17 protein-coding genes are annotated in these 19027 nt (G+C 70.5%); 11 read left to right on the plus strand and 6 right to left on the minus strand.

The features are described 5' to 3' along the window. Positions 1 to 5 precede the first annotated feature (5 nt). Genes ispG through map form a run of 6 tightly spaced genes read left to right on the plus strand, consistent with a single transcriptional unit; the run spans position 6 to position 5544 of the window. On the plus strand, positions 6 to 1163 hold the full coding sequence (gene ispG, locus ALI22I_RS18550; RefSeq protein ID WP_077006778.1) for a flavodoxin-dependent (E)-4-hydroxy-3-methylbut-2-enyl-diphosphate synthase: 1158 nt from the start codon (positions 6 to 8) through the stop codon (positions 1161 to 1163). A 49-nt stretch (positions 1164 to 1212) separates the two neighbouring features. Further along, on the plus strand, positions 1213 to 2067 hold the full coding sequence (locus tag ALI22I_RS18555; protein WP_077006779.1) for a GNAT family N-acetyltransferase: 855 nt from the start codon (positions 1213 to 1215) through the stop codon (positions 2065 to 2067). Positions 2068 to 2126: 59 nt separating this feature from the next. Beyond that, positions 2127 to 3926, plus strand: coding sequence for a penicillin-binding transpeptidase domain-containing protein (locus ALI22I_RS18560; RefSeq protein WP_077006780.1), 1800 nt, complete (start codon positions 2127 to 2129; stop codon positions 3924 to 3926). A 33-nt stretch (positions 3927 to 3959) separates the two neighbouring features. Continuing rightward, positions 3960 to 4235, plus strand: a complete 276-nt coding sequence (locus tag ALI22I_RS18565) for a type II toxin-antitoxin system Phd/YefM family antitoxin (RefSeq protein WP_077006965.1) — start codon at positions 3960 to 3962, stop codon at positions 4233 to 4235. Further along, a complete protein-coding gene (locus tag ALI22I_RS18570) occupies positions 4232 to 4639 on the plus strand; it encodes a type II toxin-antitoxin system VapC family toxin (RefSeq protein WP_077006781.1) in 408 nt (135 codons plus the stop codon). The genes ALI22I_RS18565 and ALI22I_RS18570 overlap by 4 nt, the downstream gene beginning before the upstream one ends. Before the next feature lie 47 nt (positions 4640 to 4686). Then, on the plus strand, positions 4687 to 5544 hold the full coding sequence (gene map, locus ALI22I_RS18575; protein ID WP_077006782.1) for a type I methionyl aminopeptidase: 858 nt from the start codon (positions 4687 to 4689) through the stop codon (positions 5542 to 5544). On the opposite strand, the gene ALI22I_RS18580 is transcribed toward map, so the two are convergent. After that, the gene (locus tag ALI22I_RS18580; protein WP_077006966.1) at positions 5531 to 6229 is read right to left on the minus strand and encodes an alpha/beta fold hydrolase; all 699 of its coding nucleotides are present in this window, start codon (positions 6227 to 6229) and stop codon (positions 5531 to 5533) included. The two genes, map and ALI22I_RS18580, sit on opposite strands and share 14 nt — an antisense overlap. A 69-nt stretch (positions 6230 to 6298) precedes the next feature. Here ALI22I_RS18580 and ALI22I_RS18585 point away from each other — a divergent pair, with 69 nt between their 5' ends. Next, positions 6299 to 7822 carry a cobyric acid synthase gene (locus ALI22I_RS18585; RefSeq protein ID WP_077006783.1) on the plus strand — a complete coding sequence of 508 codons (1524 nt, stop codon included), beginning with the start codon at positions 6299 to 6301 and terminating at the stop codon, positions 7820 to 7822. 4 nt (positions 7823 to 7826) lie between these two features. On the opposite strand, the gene ALI22I_RS18590 is transcribed toward ALI22I_RS18585, so the two are convergent. Beyond that, positions 7827 to 8729 carry an EamA family transporter gene (locus ALI22I_RS18590; protein ID WP_077006784.1) on the minus strand — a complete coding sequence of 301 codons (903 nt, stop codon included), beginning with the start codon at positions 8727 to 8729 and terminating at the stop codon, positions 7827 to 7829. Positions 8730 to 8803: 74 nt separating this feature from the next. Between ALI22I_RS18590 and ALI22I_RS18595 the strand changes: the two genes are divergently transcribed. Continuing rightward, positions 8804 to 9712 carry a LysR family transcriptional regulator gene (locus ALI22I_RS18595; RefSeq protein ID WP_077006785.1) on the plus strand — a complete coding sequence of 303 codons (909 nt, stop codon included), beginning with the start codon at positions 8804 to 8806 and terminating at the stop codon, positions 9710 to 9712. A gap of 227 nt (positions 9713 to 9939) precedes the next feature. On the opposite strand, the gene ALI22I_RS18600 is transcribed toward ALI22I_RS18595, so the two are convergent. After that, a complete protein-coding gene (locus tag ALI22I_RS18600; RefSeq protein ID WP_077006786.1) occupies positions 9940 to 10611 on the minus strand; it encodes a FadR/GntR family transcriptional regulator in 672 nt (223 codons plus the stop codon). A gap of 170 nt (positions 10612 to 10781) precedes the next feature. Here ALI22I_RS18600 and ALI22I_RS18605 point away from each other — a divergent pair, with 170 nt between their 5' ends. After that, positions 10782 to 11960, plus strand: a complete 1179-nt coding sequence (locus ALI22I_RS18605; protein ID WP_238598439.1) for an MFS transporter — start codon at positions 10782 to 10784, stop codon at positions 11958 to 11960. A 139-nt stretch (positions 11961 to 12099) separates the two neighbouring features. Here ALI22I_RS18605 and ALI22I_RS18610 read toward each other — a convergent pair whose 3' ends face one another. Further along, complete coding sequence (locus ALI22I_RS18610) at positions 12100 to 13473, minus strand: mycothione reductase (RefSeq protein WP_077006968.1); 1374 nt, start codon at positions 13471 to 13473, stop codon at positions 12100 to 12102. A 49-nt stretch (positions 13474 to 13522) separates the two neighbouring features. Then, complete coding sequence (locus ALI22I_RS18615) at positions 13523 to 14050, minus strand: YbhB/YbcL family Raf kinase inhibitor-like protein (protein ID WP_077006969.1); 528 nt, start codon at positions 14048 to 14050, stop codon at positions 13523 to 13525. Positions 14051 to 14222: 172 nt separating this feature from the next. Between ALI22I_RS18615 and ALI22I_RS18620 the strand changes: the two genes are divergently transcribed. Both ALI22I_RS18620 and ALI22I_RS18625 read left to right on the plus strand, forming a co-directional pair. Then, complete coding sequence (locus ALI22I_RS18620) at positions 14223 to 14711, plus strand: AMIN-like domain-containing (lipo)protein (protein WP_077006787.1); 489 nt, start codon at positions 14223 to 14225, stop codon at positions 14709 to 14711. A 131-nt stretch (positions 14712 to 14842) separates the two neighbouring features. After that, the gene (locus tag ALI22I_RS18625) at positions 14843 to 16495 is read left to right on the plus strand and encodes a PstS family phosphate ABC transporter substrate-binding protein (protein ID WP_238598440.1); all 1653 of its coding nucleotides are present in this window, start codon (positions 14843 to 14845) and stop codon (positions 16493 to 16495) included. A gap of 55 nt (positions 16496 to 16550) precedes the next feature. Here the strand turns inward: ALI22I_RS18625 and lon are convergent, their stop codons facing one another. Beyond that, positions 16551 to 18932 (minus strand): endopeptidase La, encoded by a 2382-nt coding sequence (lon, locus tag ALI22I_RS18630; protein WP_077006788.1) that lies wholly within the window; start codon positions 18930 to 18932, stop codon positions 16551 to 16553. Between the last annotated feature and the right edge of the window lie 95 nt (positions 18933 to 19027).

The raw sequence follows: 19027 nt of genomic DNA on the forward strand, positions 1-19027 counted from the left end.
GTCCAATGAGTGACGGCGTCATGCTCGGCCTTCCGGCGATGCCGCCTCCGGTGTTGTCGGAACGGCGCAAGACCCGCCAGCTCATGGTGGGGTCGGTGGGTGTCGGGAGTGAGTTCCCGGTGTCGGTGCAGTCGATGACGACGACGGTCACCGCGGACGTGAACGCGACGTTGCAGCAGATCGCGGAGTTGACGGCGGCGGGGTGCGACATCGTGCGGGTGGCGTGTCCGTCGCAGGACGACGCGGACGCTCTCGCCGCGATCGCGCGGAAGTCGCAGATCCCGGTGATCGCTGATATCCATTTCCAGCCGAAGTACGTGTTCGCGGCGATCGAGGCCGGGTGCGCGGCGGTGCGGGTGAACCCGGGGAACATCAAGAAGTTCGACGACAAGATCAAGGAGATCGCGGCCGCCGCACGCGACCACGGCACCCCGATCCGGATCGGCGTGAACGCGGGCTCGCTGGACCCGCGGTTGATGGCTAAGTACGGGAAGGCGACGCCGGAGGCGTTGGCGGAGTCGGCGTTGTGGGAGGCGTCGTTGTTCGCCGAGCACGATTTCCACGACTTGAAGATCTCGGTGAAGCACAACGACCCGGTCGTGATGGTGCGCGCCTACGAGTTGCTGGCGGAGCAGTGTGACTACCCGCTGCACCTGGGTGTGACCGAGGCGGGTCCGGCGTTCCAGGGCACGATCAAGTCCGCGGTCGCGTTCGGTGCGCTGCTGCGGCAGGGCATCGGCGACACCATCCGCGTCTCGCTGTCCGCGCCTCCGGTCGAGGAGGTGAAGGTCGGGCACCAGATCCTGCAGGCGCTCAACCTGCGGCCGCGGAAGCTGGAGATCGTGTCGTGTCCGTCGTGTGGTCGTGCGCAGGTGGATGTGTACACGTTGGCGGAGCAGGTCACGGCGGGTCTGGAGGGCATGGAGGTGCCGCTTCGGGTCGCGGTGATGGGCTGCGTGGTGAACGGGCCTGGTGAGGCCCGTGAGGCGGATCTGGGTGTGGCGTCGGGTAACGGCAAGGGTCAGATCTTCGTGAAGGGCAAGGTCGTGAAGACCGTGCCGGAGCACCAGATCGTGGAGACCTTGATCGAAGAAGCCATGCGCATCGCCGAGGAGATGGGTGAAACCGCCGAAGGCGGCGAGCCGGTCGTGACGGTCGGCTGAGCGGGTGGCGGACGCGCGGGTAACGCGGTCCATCTGGCAGGCTTGAGCTGTGCTGAGGCTGGCTGGCGCGCGTCTGCTCGACGAGCGGGATCTGACCGAGGTCCTGGCCGTGCTCGCGGCCGACCCGGTGGCGTCCTGCATGGTCGCCGCACGGGTGGAGGTCGCGGGCCTGGACCCGTGGCGGCTGGGTGGCGAGGTCTGGGCGTACGACCACCGTTCGCTGCGCGGCGGCCGGATCGACGCGCTGTGCTTCGCCGGGCCCAACCTCATCCCGCTGCGTGGCAACATGACCGCGCTGCGCGGCTTCGCCGACCGGGCCCGACGCCGGGGGCGCATGTGCTCCTCGCTGGTCGGGCCGGCCGAGCAGGTGCTCGGCCTGTGGGAGGAACTGGCCCCGGACTGGGGTCCGGCGCGCGAGGTGCGCGGCGACCAGCCGCTGATGGCGCTGGGCGGCAGCCCGTCGATCCCGCTGGACCCGCTGGTCCGGCCGGTGCGGCCGGAGGAGCTGGACCGGTACCTGCCGGCGGCGATCGCCATGTTCATCGAGGAGGTCGGCGTCGACCCGTGCGCCGAGGACGGCGGCGTGTCCTACCGGGCGCGGGTGGCCGAGCTCATCGCGGCCGGGCGGGCGTTCGCCCGGTTCGAGGGCGGTGACGTGGTGTTCAAGGCCGAGATCGGGGCCATGTCGACGAAGGTCGGCCAGATCCAGGGCGTGTGGGTGCGGCCGGACCGCCGCGGTCACGGCATCGGCACGGCGGGCACCGCGGCGGTGGCCGAACGCCTGGTCAGAGGCCTGGGGCGGACCGCCTCGCTGTACGTGAACTCGTACAACGACGTGGCGCGGGCGGCGTACCGCAGGATCGGGTTCGTCCAGGTCGGCCAGTACGCGACCGTGCTGTTCTGAGGGCTGTTCCGGGCGGGCGGTTCTCGGTGTCGTGGGGCGGACCGGGCATACTCGGCGCCGTGATCGCGCGCAAGCTGGCCCTGTTCGGGGTCGTCCTGCTGCTCGTCAGCGGCTGCGGCCTGTTCTCCTCCCGGCCCGGTCCCGACCAAGTGGCCAACGACTTCCTCACCAAGCTCGCCGCCGGTGACGTCGACGGCGCCGCCGGGCTGACCGACGACCCGACCGGCGCGAAGGAGTTGCTGGGCAAGGTCCGGGAGGTGCTCAAGCCCGCCGGGATGACCGCCAAGGTCGAGCAGGTGCGCTCGTCCGGCGAGTCGTCCACCGCGGACGCGACCGCGCAGCTGGACTGGGACCTCGGCAACGACCACGCCTGGAGCTACCAGACCGAGTTCGACCTGCGCCGCGAGGAGGACGACTGGAAGGTGCACTGGGCGCCTTCGGTCGTGCACCCGAAGCTCGCCGCGCAGCAGACGCTGGGCGTGACCGAGGTGCAGCCGCCGTTGGCCCCGGTGCTGGACCGGGACGGGACGCCGCTGCTGTCGCCGGAGCAGGTCGTGTCGATCCTGCTGGACTCGAAGGAAGCCGGTGACGTGGGCGCGGTGGCCGGCGCCTTGGCCGCGGCGCTGACGCCGATCGACGCCGCCATCACCCAGCAGTCGATCGTGGACGGCGTGGCGAAGCTGCCCGCCGGTCAGGTGTACCAGGTGGCGGCGCTGCGCGACCCGGACTACCAGACCGTCAAGCCCGCGATCTACGAGCTGCCGGGCGTGCGGTTCACCTCGCAGACGAGCCTGCTCGCGCCGTCGCGCACGTTCGGCTCGCAGGTGCTGCCGGCGGTGCGCAAGGCCGTGGAGGAGGAGATCGCCGGGCAGGCAGGGTTGCGCGTCTACACGGTCAACGCGGCCGGTGCCGAGGTGGAGACCCTGCACGAGCAGGCGCCGGAGCCCGCGCAGGCCATCTCGACCGGGTTGAGCCGGACCGCGCAGACGGCGGCCGAGGACGCGCTGGAGTCGGTGCCGCAGGCGGCGATGCTGGTGGCTTTGCACGCGGGGACCGGCGAGGTGCTGGCGGTGGCGCAGAACGGCCCGGCGGACGCGGAGGGTGCCGTGGCGCTGACCGGCCGCTACCCGCCGGGGTCCACGTTCAAGATCGTGACGGCGGCGGCGGCCCTGTCGACCGGGCAGGCGGCCGCGGACAGCGCGTTGCCGTGCCCCGCCAAGACCACCATCGACGGACGCCGGATCGTGCCGAACGACCACGAGTTCGACAAGGGCACGATTCCGCTGCACTCGGCGTTCGCGTTCTCGTGCAACACGACGTTCGCGGAGTTGGCGGCCGGGATGGCGCCGGACGGGCTGACCAAGACTGCGGACACGTTCGGCCTGGGCGTCGACTTCGACATCCCGGCGATCACCACGATCACGGGGTCCGTGCCGCCCGCCAGTGACGTGGTGGAGCGCGCGGAGGACGGCTTCGGCCAGGGCAAGGTGCTGGCCAGCCCGTTCGGCATGGCACTGGTGGCCGCGACGGTCGCATCGGGCAAGATGCCCGTCCCGTCCCTGCTGCGCGGCCGTGAGACCAAGGTCGACCACACCCCCACCGCCCCCGCCCCGACCGTGCTGGAGCCGCTGCGGGCGATGATGCGCGAAGTCGTCGAATCCGGCACCGCACCGCAGCTCAAGCCGTACGGGGACGTGCGCGGCAAGACGGGCACGGCGCAGTTCGGCGACGGCACCAACTCACACGGCTGGTTCGTCGGCTACCGCGGTGATGTGGCCTTCGCGACCCTCCTGCTGGGCACCAACAGCTCCGCCCCGGCAGTGGACGCCTCAGCCCGCTTCCTGGCTGCACTGGGCTGAACGGTCTAGTCAAAATGTGATACTGTGTTATACATGGATCAGATCGGGCTTCGGGAACTTCGTCACCACACGAGTGAGTACGTGCGGCGCGCCGAGGCTGGGGAGCGGATCGCAGTCACCGACCACGGCCGGGTGGTCGCCGAGATCGGCCCTCCTGGTGACGATGCACTGCCGACGCGAGACCAGTTGGCCGCCAGCGGTGTGCTACTTCGTGGGCGAGGGCGACCGTTCCCCAAACCCCTGCCCGCCACTACGGGCACGCCGATCTCGGAGGTGCTGCGCCAGATGCGTGAGGACGAGCGCTGGTGATCTACCTCGATACCTCGGCCCTGGCGAAGTTGGTACTGACCGAAGCCGAAACCCCGGCGTTGAGTGACTGGTTGGACGATCGCAGTGAAGTGCCGCGCGTCAGCAGTTCGTTGGCACGGGTCGAGTTGGTGCGAGCCGTGCGAGCGGAGGGCGACGCGGCGATCCGCACGGCTACGTTGGTGCTGGTCGAACTCGACGAGATGCCGATGACCACGGATCTGTTGGACGCGGCCGGTGCGCTGGCATTTCCCTTGAAGTCGCTGGATGCGATCCACCTCGCCTCCGCCCTGCGCATCCGGGTCCATCTCGACGCGTTCGTGGCCTATGACAAGCGACTCCTGACCGCCGCCGACGAGATGGGGCTGCCGATCGCCTCGCCCGGAACGGCGGAGCCGACCACGTAGGGACACGTGGCGCATGCCTCATCACGTCGAGCCGTAATCTGGGGGGTATGTCCGTGCGTGCCGTCCTGCAGCCAGGTGTGCTGTCCCCCCGCCGTCCGGTGCCCGCCGAGATCGAGCGGCCCGAGTACGTCGACCGGCCTGAACCCAGGCGCAACACCGATCCGTGGGTGCAGCCGCCCGAGGTGGTGGAGGCGATGCGTGTCGCGGGTCGGTTGGCGGCGCAGGCGTTGCAGGAGGCGGGCAAGGTCATCGTGCCCGGTGTGACCACCGACGAGATCGACGCGGTCGCGCACGAGTTCCTGTGCGACAACGGCGCCTACCCGTCCACGCTCGGCTACCGCGGTTTCCCCAAGTCCTGCTGCACCTCGCTGAACGAGGTCATCTGCCACGGCATCCCCGACTCGACCGTGGTCGAGGACGGGGACATCGTCAACGTCGACGTCACCGCCTACATCGGCGGCGTGCACGGCGACACGAACGCCACCTTCCTCGCCGGTGACGTGAGCGAGGAGGTCCGCCTCCTGGTCGAACGCACCCACGAGGCCACCATGCGCGCCATCAAGGCGGTCAAGCCCGGCCGGCAGCTCAACGTGGTCGGCCGGGTCATCGAGGCCTACGCCAACCGCTTCGGCTACGGCGTGGTGCGCGACTTCACCGGCCACGGCATCGGCCGCACGTTCCACAGCGGCCTGGTCGTGCTGCACTACGACGCGCCGCACGTGCCCACGGTCATCGAGCCGGGCATGACGTTCACCATCGAGCCGATGATCACCCTCGGCGGCATCGACCACGACCTGTGGGACGACGGCTGGACGGTCACCACCCGCGACAAGAGCTGGACCGCCCAGTTCGAGCACACCATCGTGGTCACCGAGGACGGCGCGGAGATCCTCACCGTCTGTTGATCAGCGGCACGAGGGCGGCCGCCACCTCGTCGGGCGACGTCACCGCCCCCAGGTGGTGGCTGTCCAGCTCCACCACCGGCCAGCCCAGTTCACGCGCCGCCGCGGCAGCTTTCGCGTAAGCGGGGCTGAGCTGCACGTACGAGCAAGGCCCGGTCCACGCCACGGTGGGCCGGGGCTCCTTCAGGAACGCCAGCGGCACCTCGGGCGCCTCGGCCACGATCTCCTCCAGCAGCCGCACGTCCGGCACCATCGCGGACAGCGCCTCCGGCGCGAACCACAGGTCCCAGCGCGGCATCAGCCCGGCCCGCGAGATGGACTTCAGCCCGGCCATCCGCTCGGCCGGCGCGTCGTCACGCCAGCTCCGCCCCGGTGTGGGCAGGTCGGAGTCGAGGAACACCAGCCCGCGCACGGGCGTCTCCAGGGCGTCGGCGAACGCGGGCAGCAGCGGACCGGCGCCGCTGTGCCCGACGAGCACCAGCTCGCCTTCCACCATGGAGTCCTCCACGGCGTCGGCGAACAGTCCGATCAGCCGTTGGTGGACGGGCGCGGCGTTGACCGTGACCCGCAGGTCCAGCAGCACCACCGGGTGACCCAGTGCGGCGAGCGCCCCGGCGAGCGGCCGGAGGCTCGCCGGCCCGAGGTAGGGGCTGTGCACCAGGACTGCGGTGGCGGGGGCGTCGACCATGACGTGGATGATGTCAGTCCGGGCCGACAAAGTCCGGTTGTCGGCCCAGCCCGACGGTGAGGGGACTACGTGCGCAGTGCGTTGCTGGTGGCCGGCACGACGTCGGACGCGGGGAAGAGTGTCCTGGCCGCCGGGCTGTGCCGGTGGCTCACCCGGCGCGGTGTGAAGACGGCGCCGTTCAAGGCGCAGAACATGTCCAACAACTCGGTCGTGACGCCGGACGGCGGCGAGATCGGCCGCGCCCAGGCGCTCCAGGCCGCCGCGTGCGGGTTGGAGCCGAGCGTGCGGTTCAACCCGGTGCTGCTCAAGCCGGGCGGTGACCGCAGCTCCCAGGTCGTGGTGCTGGGTCGCGTGGTGGGCGAAGTGTCCGCTTTGTCCTACCGTGAGCGCAAAGCCGAGCTGTTCACCACGGTCCTCTCCACTTTGGACAGCCTCCGGGACGACTACGAGGTGGTGATCTGCGAAGGCGCCGGATCACCCGCCGAGATCAACCTCAGGGCCAACGACATCGCGAACATGGGCCTCGCGCGGGCGGCGGACCTACCGGTGCTCGTGGTCGGCGACATCGACCGCGGCGGGGTGTTCGCGCACCTCTTCGGCACCCTCGCGCTGCTCGACCCGGCGGACCAAGCGCTGGTCAGCGGGTTCGTGGTGAACAAGTTCCGCGGTGACCCGGCGTTGCTCGAACCCGGCCTCCGGCAGCTGCGAGCCCTCACCGGCCGCCCGGTGTACGGCGTGCTGCCGTGGCGGGAGGAGCTGTGGCTGGACGCCGAGGACTCGCTGTCCTACGCGGCGGACGGCGTGATCGGCCGTCCGGAGCCGCCGCGCGGCGACCAGTGGCTGCGGGTGGCCGTGGTGCGGCTGCCGCGCATCTCCAACGCCACCGACGTGGAGGCGCTGGCGTGCGAGCCGGGCGTGTCGGTGCGGTTCGTCACCGAGCCGTCCCGGCTGGCCGACGCGGACCTCGTGGTCGTGCCCGGCTCCAAGGCCACCGTCGAGGACCTGCGCTGGCTGCGCGCCACCGGCCTGGCCGACGCGATCGCCGCGCACGACGGCCCGGTGCTGGGCATCTGCGGCGGGTTCCAGATGCTCGGCCGGGCGATCGAGGACGCGGTCGAGTCGCGCGCGGGCGCGGTGGCCGGGCTCGGCCTGCTCGACGTGGACGTGCGGTTCCAGCCCGAGAAGACCCTGCACCGGCCGCACGGTGACGCGTTCGGCGAACCCGTCACCGGCTACGAGATCCACCACGGCCAGGTCACCCGCAACGGCGAGCAGGGCCTGGTCACCCTGCCCGACGGCACGCCGGAGGGCGCGCTGCGCGGCCGGGTGGCCGGCACGCACTGGCACGGGCTGCTGGAGAACGACGCGTTCCGCCGCGCGTTCCTGCGCTGGGCCGCCGGCCACGCGGGCCGGGAAGGGTTCACCCCCGCGCCGGACGTGGACTTCGCCGGGCGGCGTTCCGCGCAGCTCGACCTGCTCGGCGACCTCGTCGCCGACCACCTCGACACCGACGCGATCCGGGCGTTGCTGGAGAAGGGCGCGCCACCAGGACTTCCGGTCATCCCACCGGCGGGTCCTCCGCCTGTCGCGTGACGGCTCACCGGACCGCCACCGCAACGTTGATCACCGGTTCCGCCACGGGTGGTGTGCGGCGTTTGAGGGTGGTCGCGGCCATGCCGACGATCACCAGACCGGCCGCGCCGAGGCGGACCGCGGTGATGGTCTCGTCCAGCAGCAGCCAGCCGGACAGCATCCCGGCCACCGGCACCAGCAGCGCGAACGGCACGACCGCGCTCGCCTCGTAGGTCCGCAGCAGGAGGTTCCACAGGCCGAAGCCGAACAGGGTCGAGCCCCAGGCGATGAACAGGATCGCGCCCACGCCCGTCCAGCTCAGCCCCCGCAGCGCCGCCAGGTCCGCGGCCGGGCCCTCGAACACCAGCGACAGCCCGAGCAGCGGCAGCACGGCCAGCGCGCTGACCCACACGATGAAGTTGATCGGGTCCGGCGGCCGGGCGTAGCGGGTGGCCACGTTCGCCAGACCCCACGCCGCCGCACCGAGCACCACCAGCAGGAAAGCCGAGATCGGGCTGCTCACGCCGTAGTCGAACGCGATCACCACGATCCCCGCCGCCGCCACGCCCATACCGAGCAGCTGCACCGGCCGCGGCCGTTCGCGCAGCAGCACGGCCGCGAACAGCACGGTGAAGAACACCTGGCTTTGCACCACCAGCGACGACAACCCGGCGGGCATCCCCGCGGCCATCCCGACGAACACCAACCCGAACTTGGCCACGCCGAGCGCCAACGCGACCGCGACGACCCACTTCCACGCCACCTTGGGCAGGCCGACGAACCACAGCGCGGGCACGGACGCGGCCAGGAACCGCAGCGCGGAGAAGAACAGCGGCGGGACATCGCGCAAGCCCACCTTGATGACGACGAAGTTGACCCCCCAGATGGTGGCGACGAGCACCGCGATAGCGACGTGGCGTGGTTTCACGCCTTGGAGTCTCAGCGCTCATACCGTTTAGCACTAGCGATTATCTCTGAAGGTTTGGGTTTAGTATCGCTTACATGTTGGATCTGGGACGGCTCCGCGCTCTGCACGCGGTCGCGCAGCACGGCTCGGTCGGAGCGGCCGCGACGGCGTTGGGCTACACGCCGTCGGCGGTGTCGCAGCAGATCGCCAAGCTCGAACGCGAGACCCGCACCACGCTGCTGGAACGCCGAGGTCGCGGTGTCGCGCTGACCGACGCGGCGCACCTGCTGTCCGCCACCGCCGGGCAGGTGCTCGCGCTGGTCGAGCACGCCGAGGTGGCGTTGGAGGAGCAGCGCGGCGAGGCCGTGGGCGAACTGCGGCTCGGCGCGTTCGCCACCGCCGCCCGCGGCCTGCTGCCCTCGACCCTGGTGCGCCTCGCCGAGCAGCACCCGCGACTCGACGTGCGGCTGGTCGAACTCGACCCGCCGGACTGCCTGGAAGCGGTGGCGCGCGGCGAGTTGGACCTGGTCGTCATGCACGACTGGGTCAACGCGCCGCTGGCCGTGCCCGAGCCGGTGTCACGGCTGCGGCTCGGCGAGGACGTCGCGGACGTGCTGCTGCCCGTCGACCACCCGTTGGCCGGGCGGGATTCGATCGTGCCGGAAGACCTGGCCGGCGCGCGGTGGATCTGCCAGCCGGAGGGCACGATTTGCCACGACTGGCTGGTGAAGACCTTCCGCGGCGCCGGGATGGAACCGGACCTGGCCTACCGGATCGCCGAGTACGAGACGCAGTTGGCGTTGCTGGCCAAGGGGATCGGCGTGGCGCTGCTGCCCAGGCTGGGGCGCGGCGCGCTGCCGGACTCGGTGCGCGCGGTGCCGTTCCGGCCGACGCCGACCCGGCGGGTGTTCGCCGCGTGGCGCACGCAGGCCAGCCGCCGCCCCGCCGTCACGGCCACGCTCGCCGCGTTGCAGGCCTGTTGGGACCAGCGGGAGACGGCGTGAGGTAACGATCCGGCATCCGGTGTTGCGGTCTGCCCGGTGCCGGCGACTACTGGAGTGGATCTCGGCTCCACTCAGGCCAATCACCCAGGGGGCCTCCCGCGGAATTCCGCCGCCGTGGGAGGTTCCCGCCTCTGAAAACGCTTACCGCACACGCTTGCCGCACACGCCCTACCGCACACGTTTGCCGTAAACGTTTGCCGCACACGCTTACCGCTCAGGTCGGCGAGTCAGTCCTTGTGCCGCTCCAACAGCTCCTCCAGGAAGCCGCCGGCTTCGGCGGCGGCACGGGCCGCGTCACGGTCGCGCACCGCGTCCAGCAGCCCGGTGTGCGAGACGTGGTCGTCGTCGTGGTCGGTCTCCACGGTGGCCGTGATGCTGGCCCGGACCGCCTCGGTCAGGCCCTGGTACAGCTCGGCCAGCAGGGTGTTGTGGGAGCACTGGACCAGCAGCACGTGGAACGCGGTGTCCTTCTCGACCAGCCGCTGCCAGTCCTTGGCGGCCAGCGCCTCGTCCCGCTCGGTCAGCAGTGCGTCGAGTCTGCGCAGTTCCTCTTCGGTGCGGTGGGACGCGGCGAGGCGGGCGCCCTCGACCTCCAGCGTCCGGCGCACCTGGAGGACGTCGCGCAGCTCGCTGCCGCACATGCGGCGGACCGCGCCGGACAGCTCGCTGGTCGCGCGGACGAACGTGCCGTCGCCCTGGCGGACTTCGAGCAGACCGGCGTGGGACAGCGCGCGCACCGCCTCCCGCACGGTGTTGCGGCCCACACCCAGCGCGGTGACCAGCTCCGGCTCCGGTGGGATGCGGCGGCCGACCGGCCATTCACCGGCGGCGATCGCTCCCCTCATCTGCTCGATCACCTGGTCGACGAGTCCGGCCCGCCGAGTAGTGGCCAACGGCACAGCATCATCCTTTCATCCGAACATCCCATGTCTGCGATAGTGATCCGGTGCCGACCCAGCAGACCCAGCAGACTCAGCCGGACTGGTCACCTTCGACTGTTCACACTGCCACCGATGGCGGTGTCAATGCGACGATCGCGGACCATCCTGGTGGTACTGCTGTCGGTCCCGTGCGGCGGAGTCGCCAAGTTGCCCTGGTCGGCAGCACGCTGTTGGCGATCGGCGTAGCGCTGGCCGCGGCCAACCTCCGACCCGCCGTCACGAGCCTGGCCTCGGTGTTGGCCGATGTGCGCGTGTCGCTGGGTGTTTCCACCGCGTGGACCAGCGTGCTGACCGCCGTGCCCGCGCTGTGCTTCGGGTTCGCGGCGTTCCTCGCGCCCTGGTTGGGGCGACGGTTCGGCATGGCCCGCGCGGTGGCGTTGTCGTTGTTCGTGTTGACGGTCGGCCTGGTGCTGCGGGTCGTGGACGGTCCGGCGGCGGTGCTCGGCGGCACGTTCATCGCGTGCGCGGGCATCGCGGTGTGCAACGTGCTGATCCCCGTGGTCGTGAAGGACTCGTTCCCCGGCCGGGTCGGTCTGCTGACCGGTGTCTACACGGCCGCGCTCGCTGCCGGTGCCGCTCTCGGCGCTGCTTTCACGCCGGGTCTGGAATCCGCGTTCGGGTCGTGGCGGTTGGCTGTGGGCGCGTGGGCCTTCCTGTCGGCGGCGGCGCTCGTGGTGTGGCTGGCCGGCGCCCGGCACGGCTTCTCCGCCCGCCCGGTCACGCGTCGCCGGGTCGCCGGTCGGTCCCTGTTCCGCAGCCCGCTGGCGTGGGTGATCACGGCGTTCTTCGGCCTGCAGTCGCTGCTGGCGTACACGGTGATGGGGTGGCTGCCGCAGATCCTCGGTGACGCGGGCATCGACCGCACGACCGCCGGCCTGCTGCTCGCCATCGCCATGGTGCTGGGCGTGCCGGTGAGCCTGATCATCCCGCCGCTGGCCGCACGGCGTCCCAGCCAGTCGGGTCTGGTGCTGGTGTTGGGTGTGGTGTCGATCCTCGGCGTGCTGGGCTTGGCCCTGGCACCGGCTGCCGCCCCTGGTCTGTGGGTGGTGCTGGTCGGTGTGGGCATGGGCATGTTCCCGCTCGCGCTGGTGATGATCTCGCTGCGCACGTCGTCCAGCGCGGACACCGCCCGGCTGTCGGCCATGGCGCAGAGCATCGGCTACCTGGTCTCCGCCAGCGGCCCGTTCGCGTTCGGCGTGCTGCGCGGTGAGACGGGCACCTGGACCCTGTCGATGCTGCTCCTGGTGGGCCTGTTGGTCCTGGTCACCGCCCTTGGTTGGCTCGCAGGCCGGCCGCGGGCGGTGTAGCTGACAACGCCTTGTCTCCTGCCCGCGATGTGTCGGGTTACGGGCACGAACGGGAGGCCCGGCCGCACGAGGGGTACGGCCGGGCCTCCCGTCGGCATTCGTGCACTCGTGCTCAGTTGTCCAGTGGCAGGTTGAGCGGTCAGTCCAGCGGCAGGTTGAGCAGGGCGTTCTCGATCACCTCGGGCATGGCCGGGTGGATCCAGTACTGGCCGCGGGCCATGGTCTTCGCGTCCAGGCCGAAGCTCATCGCCTGGATCACCGGCTGGATCACGGTCGAGGCTTGCGGGCCGATCACGTGCGCACCCAGGATCAGGCCCGTCTCCGGGTCGGCCAGCACCTTCGCGAAACCGGTGGTGTCCTCCATCGCCCAGCCGTACGCGATCGACGCGTAGGACTGCGACGCCGCCACGTACCGCACACCGCGCTCGACGGCCTGCTCCTCGGTCAACCCGACCGATGCCACCTGCGGCGACGAGAAGACCGCCGCGGGCACGAAGCGGTGGTCCGACGAGATCGGCGCGTCCGGGTGCAGCAGGTTGTGCTGCACGACCCGCGACTCGTGGTTGGCCACGTGCTTGAGCTGGTACTCCGAGCTGAGGTCGCCCATCGCGTAGATGCCCTCGACGGACGTGCGCTGCTGCTCGTCCACGACCACCCGGCCGTCCGGGTGCACGTCCACGCCGGTGGCGGCGAGGTCCAGCAGGTCGGAGTTCGGCGTCCGGCCGACCGCGACCAGCAGTTCCTCGGACTCCACGACCTCCGCGCCGTCCGGGCCCTCCAGGTGCAGCCGCACCACGCCGTCCACCCGCTCGGCCCGCACCGCCTTGCGGCGCAGCCGCACGTCCCACTTCTCCGACGCGACCTGGGTGAACCGGGTGGCGACCTCAAGGTCCTCGTGGCGCAGGAGCAGGTCCGACCGGCCGATCACGGTCACCGCCACCCCGAACGACGAGAACACGTGCGCGAACTCCGACGCCACGAACCCGCTGCCCAGGATGGTGATCCGGGCGGGCAGGGCGTCGAGCCGCATCACCGTGTCGCTGGTGTGGTAGCCGACCGAGTCCAGGTCCGCCACGTCCGGGATGACCGGGCGGCTGCCCGCGGCCAGCACGAACCGGTCCGCGGTGATCACCTCGCCGGTCCCGGTGTCGAGGGTCTTCGGGCCGGTGAACCGCGCCGTCCCCGCGTAGACGGTGACGTTCGCGTTCTCCTCCGCCCGCCAACGCCGGCCGCCCTCGGAGATGGGGTCGATGCGCCCGAAGATCCGGTCGCGCACGTCCGTCCACCGCACGCCGTCCAAGTGCGCGTCCACGCCCAGCCGCGCGCCCGAACCGGGTGCGGCGGCGACGTCCGCGGTGTGCACGAACATCTTCGTGGGGATGCACCCGACGTTCAGGCACGTGCCGCCGAAGACGCCCTTCTCGACGATCGCGATGTCCCAGTCGGCGAACCGCTCGTCCGCGATGGAGTTGCCGGAACCGGTACCGATGATGACCAGGTCGAAGTGCCTCACGTCGTGCTGCAACCCACGACGTGAGGCGATCATTCCCGATCAGTGCGTGTCAGTGCGCGTAGGTCGGTACGAGGATCGCGCGCGCCAGCGTGTGGAACGCCAGGTTGAAGCTGACGACCGCGGGTGACGCGTCGCCGTCGACGTCCAGTTCCTCCACGTCCACCGCGTGCACCACGAAGTAGTACCGGTGCACCTGGTCACCCGGCGGCGGCGCGGCACCGCCGAACGCGCGCGTGCCGAAGTCGCTGCGCACGTGGAACGCGCCGTCGGGCAGGGTGTCGTCCGAGGCGCCCGCGCCGGTGTCCAGCGACGTCACCGACGCCGGGAGGTTCACCACGACCCAGTGCCAGAAGCCGGACGGCGTCGGCGCGTCCGGGTCGAAGCAGGTCACCACGAAGCTCTTGGTCTCGTCCGGGAACCCGGTCCAGCTCAGCTGCGGCGAGGTGTTGCCGCACTCGAAGAGGTGCGCCTCCGAGAGCGGTTGGCCGTCGGACACGTCGGTCGAGCTGACGGTGAACGACGCCACCTTCGGCAGCAGCGAGTACGGGTCGGGCGCGACAGGGCGCTCGATGCTCATCAGGTCCTCCACACGTGATCTTGCCGGACGCGGCCGACCCTATCGCCGGGGCAAGGGCGGCGCTGAGCAGTGTCCGTGGGGGTCCTCGCCGGTCGTCACGCAACCGTGTGATGCGAGACACGTCTATATGGGTGTACTGGCATTCAGCCGGATGAGCCCTGGAGAGTCCGCCATGAACAGCCGCCTCAAAAAACTCGCACTCCTCGCCCTGACCCTGGTCGCGGTCGGTTCCGTGATCCCGGCCGCCTCGGCGGCGTCGTCGATGACGCAGACGCCGGTGCTGACGAACATCCGCACCGGGAGACACGCCGACTTCGACCGTGTCGTGCTCGACCTGAACGGGCACCGGCCGCAGTTCTTCATCCGGTGCGTCGACCAGTTGATCTACGACGGCTCCGGCTACCCGTCCTCGTTGCCGGGCAACTACTTCCTGGAGGTGCGCTCGACGCCGGCCCAGGCGCACGACGACAACGGCAACCCCACCTACACCGGTCCCCGCAGTTTCGAGACGCCCGCGTTGACCAACGTCCAGGCGGTCGAGATCACGGGTGACTACGAGGCCAACCTCACCGTCGGGATCGGCATGCGCCGCGATTCGTGGCACCGGGTGTTCCTGCTCGACGCGCCGACCCGCGTGGTGATCGACGTCGGCCACTACTGAGTCGGCCACTGCTGGGTTCGGCCACTACTGACAGGTGTCGATTGATGGGTGTCGCTTGCCACGGCGTGAAGTCGTGGTGAACGTCCGGTGATGATCCGATTCTCGGTCGGTCCGCCGACCGAGAATTCGGTGTGCAGGTGCTGCGGTCCGCGTTGGACTTCCTCGGTGGTCCCGGTCCGGTGCTGCTCGCGATCGGCTTGCTGTTCGCGACGCCGGTCATCGACCGGCTCTTCGTGCGCCGCAAGCGGGTCGGGTTCCGCGTGCTCTACAACTCCAAGATCGGGCTCGGGCCGGAGCAGTTGCACGACGGCACCGACCCGAACTCGCCGCAGCTGCGCGAGTTGGTGCGGGTGCTGGACCGGATGAGCATCGTGGTGATCCGGATCCGCAACACCGGCAACTACGACATCGACGGCGAGGACTTCGACAAGCCGCTGACGTTCACCTTCGGCGACCGGGTGGTGTGGAACGCCAGGGTGTCCGAGGCCGGGTCGGAGCAGATGAAGGCCGAGATCCGGCGCAGCCTCCAGTTCTTCGGCACGGAGACCGGCCCGACGGAGGCGGCCCCCGTGCGGGCGTCGTTGCCGACGGTGCGGGAGCGGATGGCGCAGCGCGTGGCCCGGTGGGGCGGGCTGGCGGTGGCCGCGGACCCGCCGGGTGAGCCGGTGTGGCACGGGGTGCGGCTGGAGAAGCTGGCGTTGCGGCGCAAGCAGAAGTTCAAACTGCTGGTGGTGCTGCGTGAGCCCGACAGCAATCCGGCCGGGGAGCTGGGCAAGGACGTCAAGGTCGTCGGCGATCTTGGTGGCGCGGGGATCGTGCACGACGAGCGCCCGGAGCGGCTGATCACGTTGCCGCGGCTCACCGGTGGTCTCGCCGCGCTGCTCGCGGCGGTGTTGGTGCTGGTGTTGGCGTGGCCGCCGAGTTCGAACGACGAGACGGTGGCGTGCGCATCGGGGACGTTGAAGGTCGTGGGGTCGAGCGTGTTCATGCCGACCATGGCCACCATCGCCGGGCAGTACGAGAAGGCGTGCCCCGACGCCACGATCACCACTTCCGCGACCGGCAGCATCCAGGGTGTGCGCGAGGTCGTCGACGGCGGGGAGGACTTGCTGGCGTTGTCCGACGGCAAGCAGGACGTGCAGGGCGTGTTCGCGCAGCAGTTGGCGATCGTGGTGTACCACGTCGTGGTGCACAGCTCGGTCGGGCTGGACAGCATCACGGTGGAGCAGTTGCGCGGTATCTACGCGGGTGTTTACACGGACTGGAGCCAGCTGCGCGGTGGTTCGTCGTTGCCGATCAGAGTTGTCGGGCGGGGTGGCGAGTCGGGGACGCGGGAGCTCTTCGAGCAGCGGGTTCTGGGCGGTAGCGAGAGCGCGTTGTCCTCCAACGACTGCCGGGTGAAGGACCGCGCGCCGGACGCGCCCGTGATCCGGTGTGAGCGGGACAAGAACGCCGACGTGGTGCGGGAGATCGGCGCGGTCGAGGGCGCCATCGGGTACGCGGACGCGCCATCGGTGGCCGAGGCGCGCAAGACGAACGCGTTGGTCGCGTTGTCGTTGGGCGGCAAGGTGTTCGACGCGGCGGCGGGCGTGGAGGCGGGTTACCCGTTCTGGACGGTGGAGTACCTGTACACGCGGTCGCAGCCCGCAGGGGATTCGTTGGCCGGTCGGTTTCTCGCGTACGTGCGTGAGCACGATGCCGCGCGGGTGCGGATGAAGGACGCCGGGTACTTGCCGTGTTTGACGGCTGATGGGGTGCCGTTGGATCTGTGCAACCTGCGTTGAGGTGGTTCGGCCCCGGCCGACACGAGGTCGACCGGGGCCCATCGAACCGCGAGGATCAGGCTGCGACGGTTGTGGTTACTTCCGGGCCGGCTGCCTCGGCGGGCTCCAATGCCAACTCCAGTGCCTCTTGCACGTCGGCGACCAGGTGGACGGTCAGTTCCGCCAGGACCGACTCGGGCACGTCGTCGAGGTCGGGCTCGTTGCGTTGTGGCAGCAGTACCGTCGTGATGCCTGCGCGGTGTGCGGCCAGCAGCTTTTGCTTGACGCCGCCGATCGGCAGCACCCGTCCGGTCAGTGACACCTCGCCGGTCATCGCCACGTCCGCCCGCACGGGACGGCCGGACAGGAGTGATGCCAATGCCGTCGTCATCGTCACGCCGGCCGATGGGCCGTCCTTCGGCACCGCGCCTGCCGGCACGTGGATGTGCACGCCGCGGTCCGCCAGCTTTTCGGCACGGGTGTCGTTTGAGCGCAGGTAGGACAAGGCGATCTGCGCCGACTCCTTCATCACGTCGCCGAGTTGGCCGGTCAGCGTGACGCCGTTGGACCCGGTGCCTGAGGATGCCAGCGACGCCTCGACGAACAGCACGTCGCCGCCTGCGCCGGTGACTGCCAGGCCCGTCGCCACGCCCGGTACTGCCGTGCGTTCCGCGGATTCCGGTGTGTGCTTGGGCGAGCCGAGGTAGCTGCGCAGGTCGGGCACGTCGACCGTGACCGGCAGTTCGGTTTCGCCCAGTGCCACCTTGGCCGTCACCTTGCGCAGGACTCGCGCCAGGGAACGTTCGAGCTGCCGCACGCCCGCCTCTCGGGTGTACTCGCCGGCCAGTTTGCGCAGCGACGCCTCGGTGATCGTGACGTCCTCTGGCGTGAGCCCGGCCCGTTCGACCTGGCGTGGCAGCAGGTGGTCGCGGCCGATGACGACCTTCTCGTCCTCGGTGTAGCCGTCCAGTTGGACCAGTTCCATCCGGTCCAGCAGTGGGCCGGGGATGGAGTCGAGGACGTTCGCCGTGGCCAGGAACACCACGTCGGACAGGTCCAGTTCGACCTCCAGGTAGTGGTCGCGGAACGTGTGGTTCTGCGCCGGGTCCAGGACCTCCAGCAGGGCGGCGGTCGGGTCGCCGCGGTAGTCCGCGCCTACCTTGTCGATCTCGTCCAGTAGGACGACCGGGTTCATCGAGCCGGCTTCGGAGATGGCGCGGACGATCCGACCGGGGAGCGCGCCGACGTAGGTGCGCCGGTGACCGCGGATCTCCGCCTCGTCGCGCACGCCGCCCAAGGCGACTCGGACGAACTTGCGGCCCATGGCTCGGGCGACCGATTCGCCCAGCGAGGTCTTGCCGACGCCGGGCGGGCCGACGAGGGCGAGCACCGCGCCGGAACGCCGTCCGCCGACGACTCCCAGACCGCGATCGGCCCGGCGGCGGCGTACTGCCAGGTACTCGGTGATGCGCTCCTTCACGTCGTCCAGACCGGCGTGGTCCGCGTCCAGGACGGCCCGCGCGCCGGTGATGTCGTACGACTCCTCGGTGCGCTCGTTCCACGGCATCTCCAGCACCGTGTCCAGCCAGGTCCTGATCCAGCCGACTTCGGGCGACTGCTCCGACGTCCGCTCCAGCTTGTCGACCTCGGCCAACGCCGCCTTGCGCACGTTCTCCGGCAGCTCCGCGCCCTCGACCCGGGCCCGGTAGTCCTGCTCCTCGGTGGCCGGCTTGCCGTCCAGCTCGGCCAGTTCCTTGCGGATCGCGGCCAGCTGTTGGCGCAGCAGGAACTCCCGCTGCTGCTTCTCCACGCCCTCCTTGACGTCCTTGCGGATCGTCTCGGCCACGTCCAGCTCGGTCAGGTACTCGCGGCCCCACTCCAGCAGCTTCTCCAGCCGCTGCGTCACGTCGCTGGTCTCCAGCAGCCAGACCTTCTGCTCCTCGCTCAGGTACGACGCGTACCCGGCGAGGTCGGCCAGCGCGGACGGCTCGTCCACCTGCTGCACCGAGTCGACCACCTGCCACGCGCCGCGCTGCTGGAGGATCGTGGTGACCAGCGCGCGGTACTCGCGGGCCAGCTCACGGGTGTGGTCGTCCACCGGCGACTCGTCCGCCACCGTGGCCTCGACCCACAACGCCGCACCGGGCCCGGTCGTGCCGGTGCCGATGCGGACCCGCTCCGTGCCGCGCACCACGGCCGCGCGCTCGCCGCCGGAGAGCCTGCCGACCTGCTCGATCAGCGCCAGCGTGCCGACCTTCGCGTACTTGCCGTCCAGCCGGGGCACCAGCAACACCTTCGACGGTCCACCGGACACCTCGCCCGCGGCCGTCGCGGCCTCGATCGCGGCGCGGGCCTCGGCGGTGGCGTCCGAGCCGGAGAGCCGGATCGGGACGACCATGCCCGGCAGCACGACCACGTCGTCCAGCGGCAGCACCGGCAGCGCCAACGTCTCGCCCATGATCCCTCCAAAGTTGAGTCTGACTGGCTCAACCAAGATGAGTGCGTGATTGTTTCCGGTGTGTGTTCGCCCTGAGCGAGCGGTGTTCTGTGGCT

Origin of the sequence: Saccharothrix sp. ALI-22-I (assembly GCF_001984175.1) — a bacterium.
Taxonomy (GTDB): Bacteria; Actinomycetota; Actinomycetes; order Mycobacteriales; family Pseudonocardiaceae; genus Actinosynnema.

Excerpts from the sequence above, each read along its gene's own strand:
- ALI22I_RS18620 (WP_077006787.1), top strand. The coding sequence starts at position 14,223 with ATGAACAGCCGCCTCAAAAAACTCGCACTCCTCGCCCTGACCCTGGTC.
- lon (WP_077006788.1), bottom strand. The coding sequence starts at position 18,932 with ATGGGCGAGACGTTGGCGCTGCCGGTGCTGCCGCTGGACGACGTGGTC.
- ALI22I_RS18565 (WP_077006965.1), top strand. The coding sequence starts at position 3,960 with ATGGATCAGATCGGGCTTCGGGAACTTCGTCACCACACGAGTGAGTAC.
- ALI22I_RS18615 (WP_077006969.1), bottom strand. The coding sequence starts at position 14,050 with ATGAGCATCGAGCGCCCTGTCGCGCCCGACCCGTACTCGCTGCTGCCG.
- ALI22I_RS18580 (WP_077006966.1), bottom strand. The coding sequence starts at position 6,229 with ATGGTCGACGCCCCCGCCACCGCAGTCCTGGTGCACAGCCCCTACCTC.
- ALI22I_RS18595 (WP_077006785.1), top strand. The coding sequence starts at position 8,804 with ATGTTGGATCTGGGACGGCTCCGCGCTCTGCACGCGGTCGCGCAGCAC.
- map (WP_077006782.1), top strand. The coding sequence starts at position 4,687 with ATGTCCGTGCGTGCCGTCCTGCAGCCAGGTGTGCTGTCCCCCCGCCGT.
- ispG (WP_077006778.1), top strand. The coding sequence starts at position 6 with ATGAGTGACGGCGTCATGCTCGGCCTTCCGGCGATGCCGCCTCCGGTG.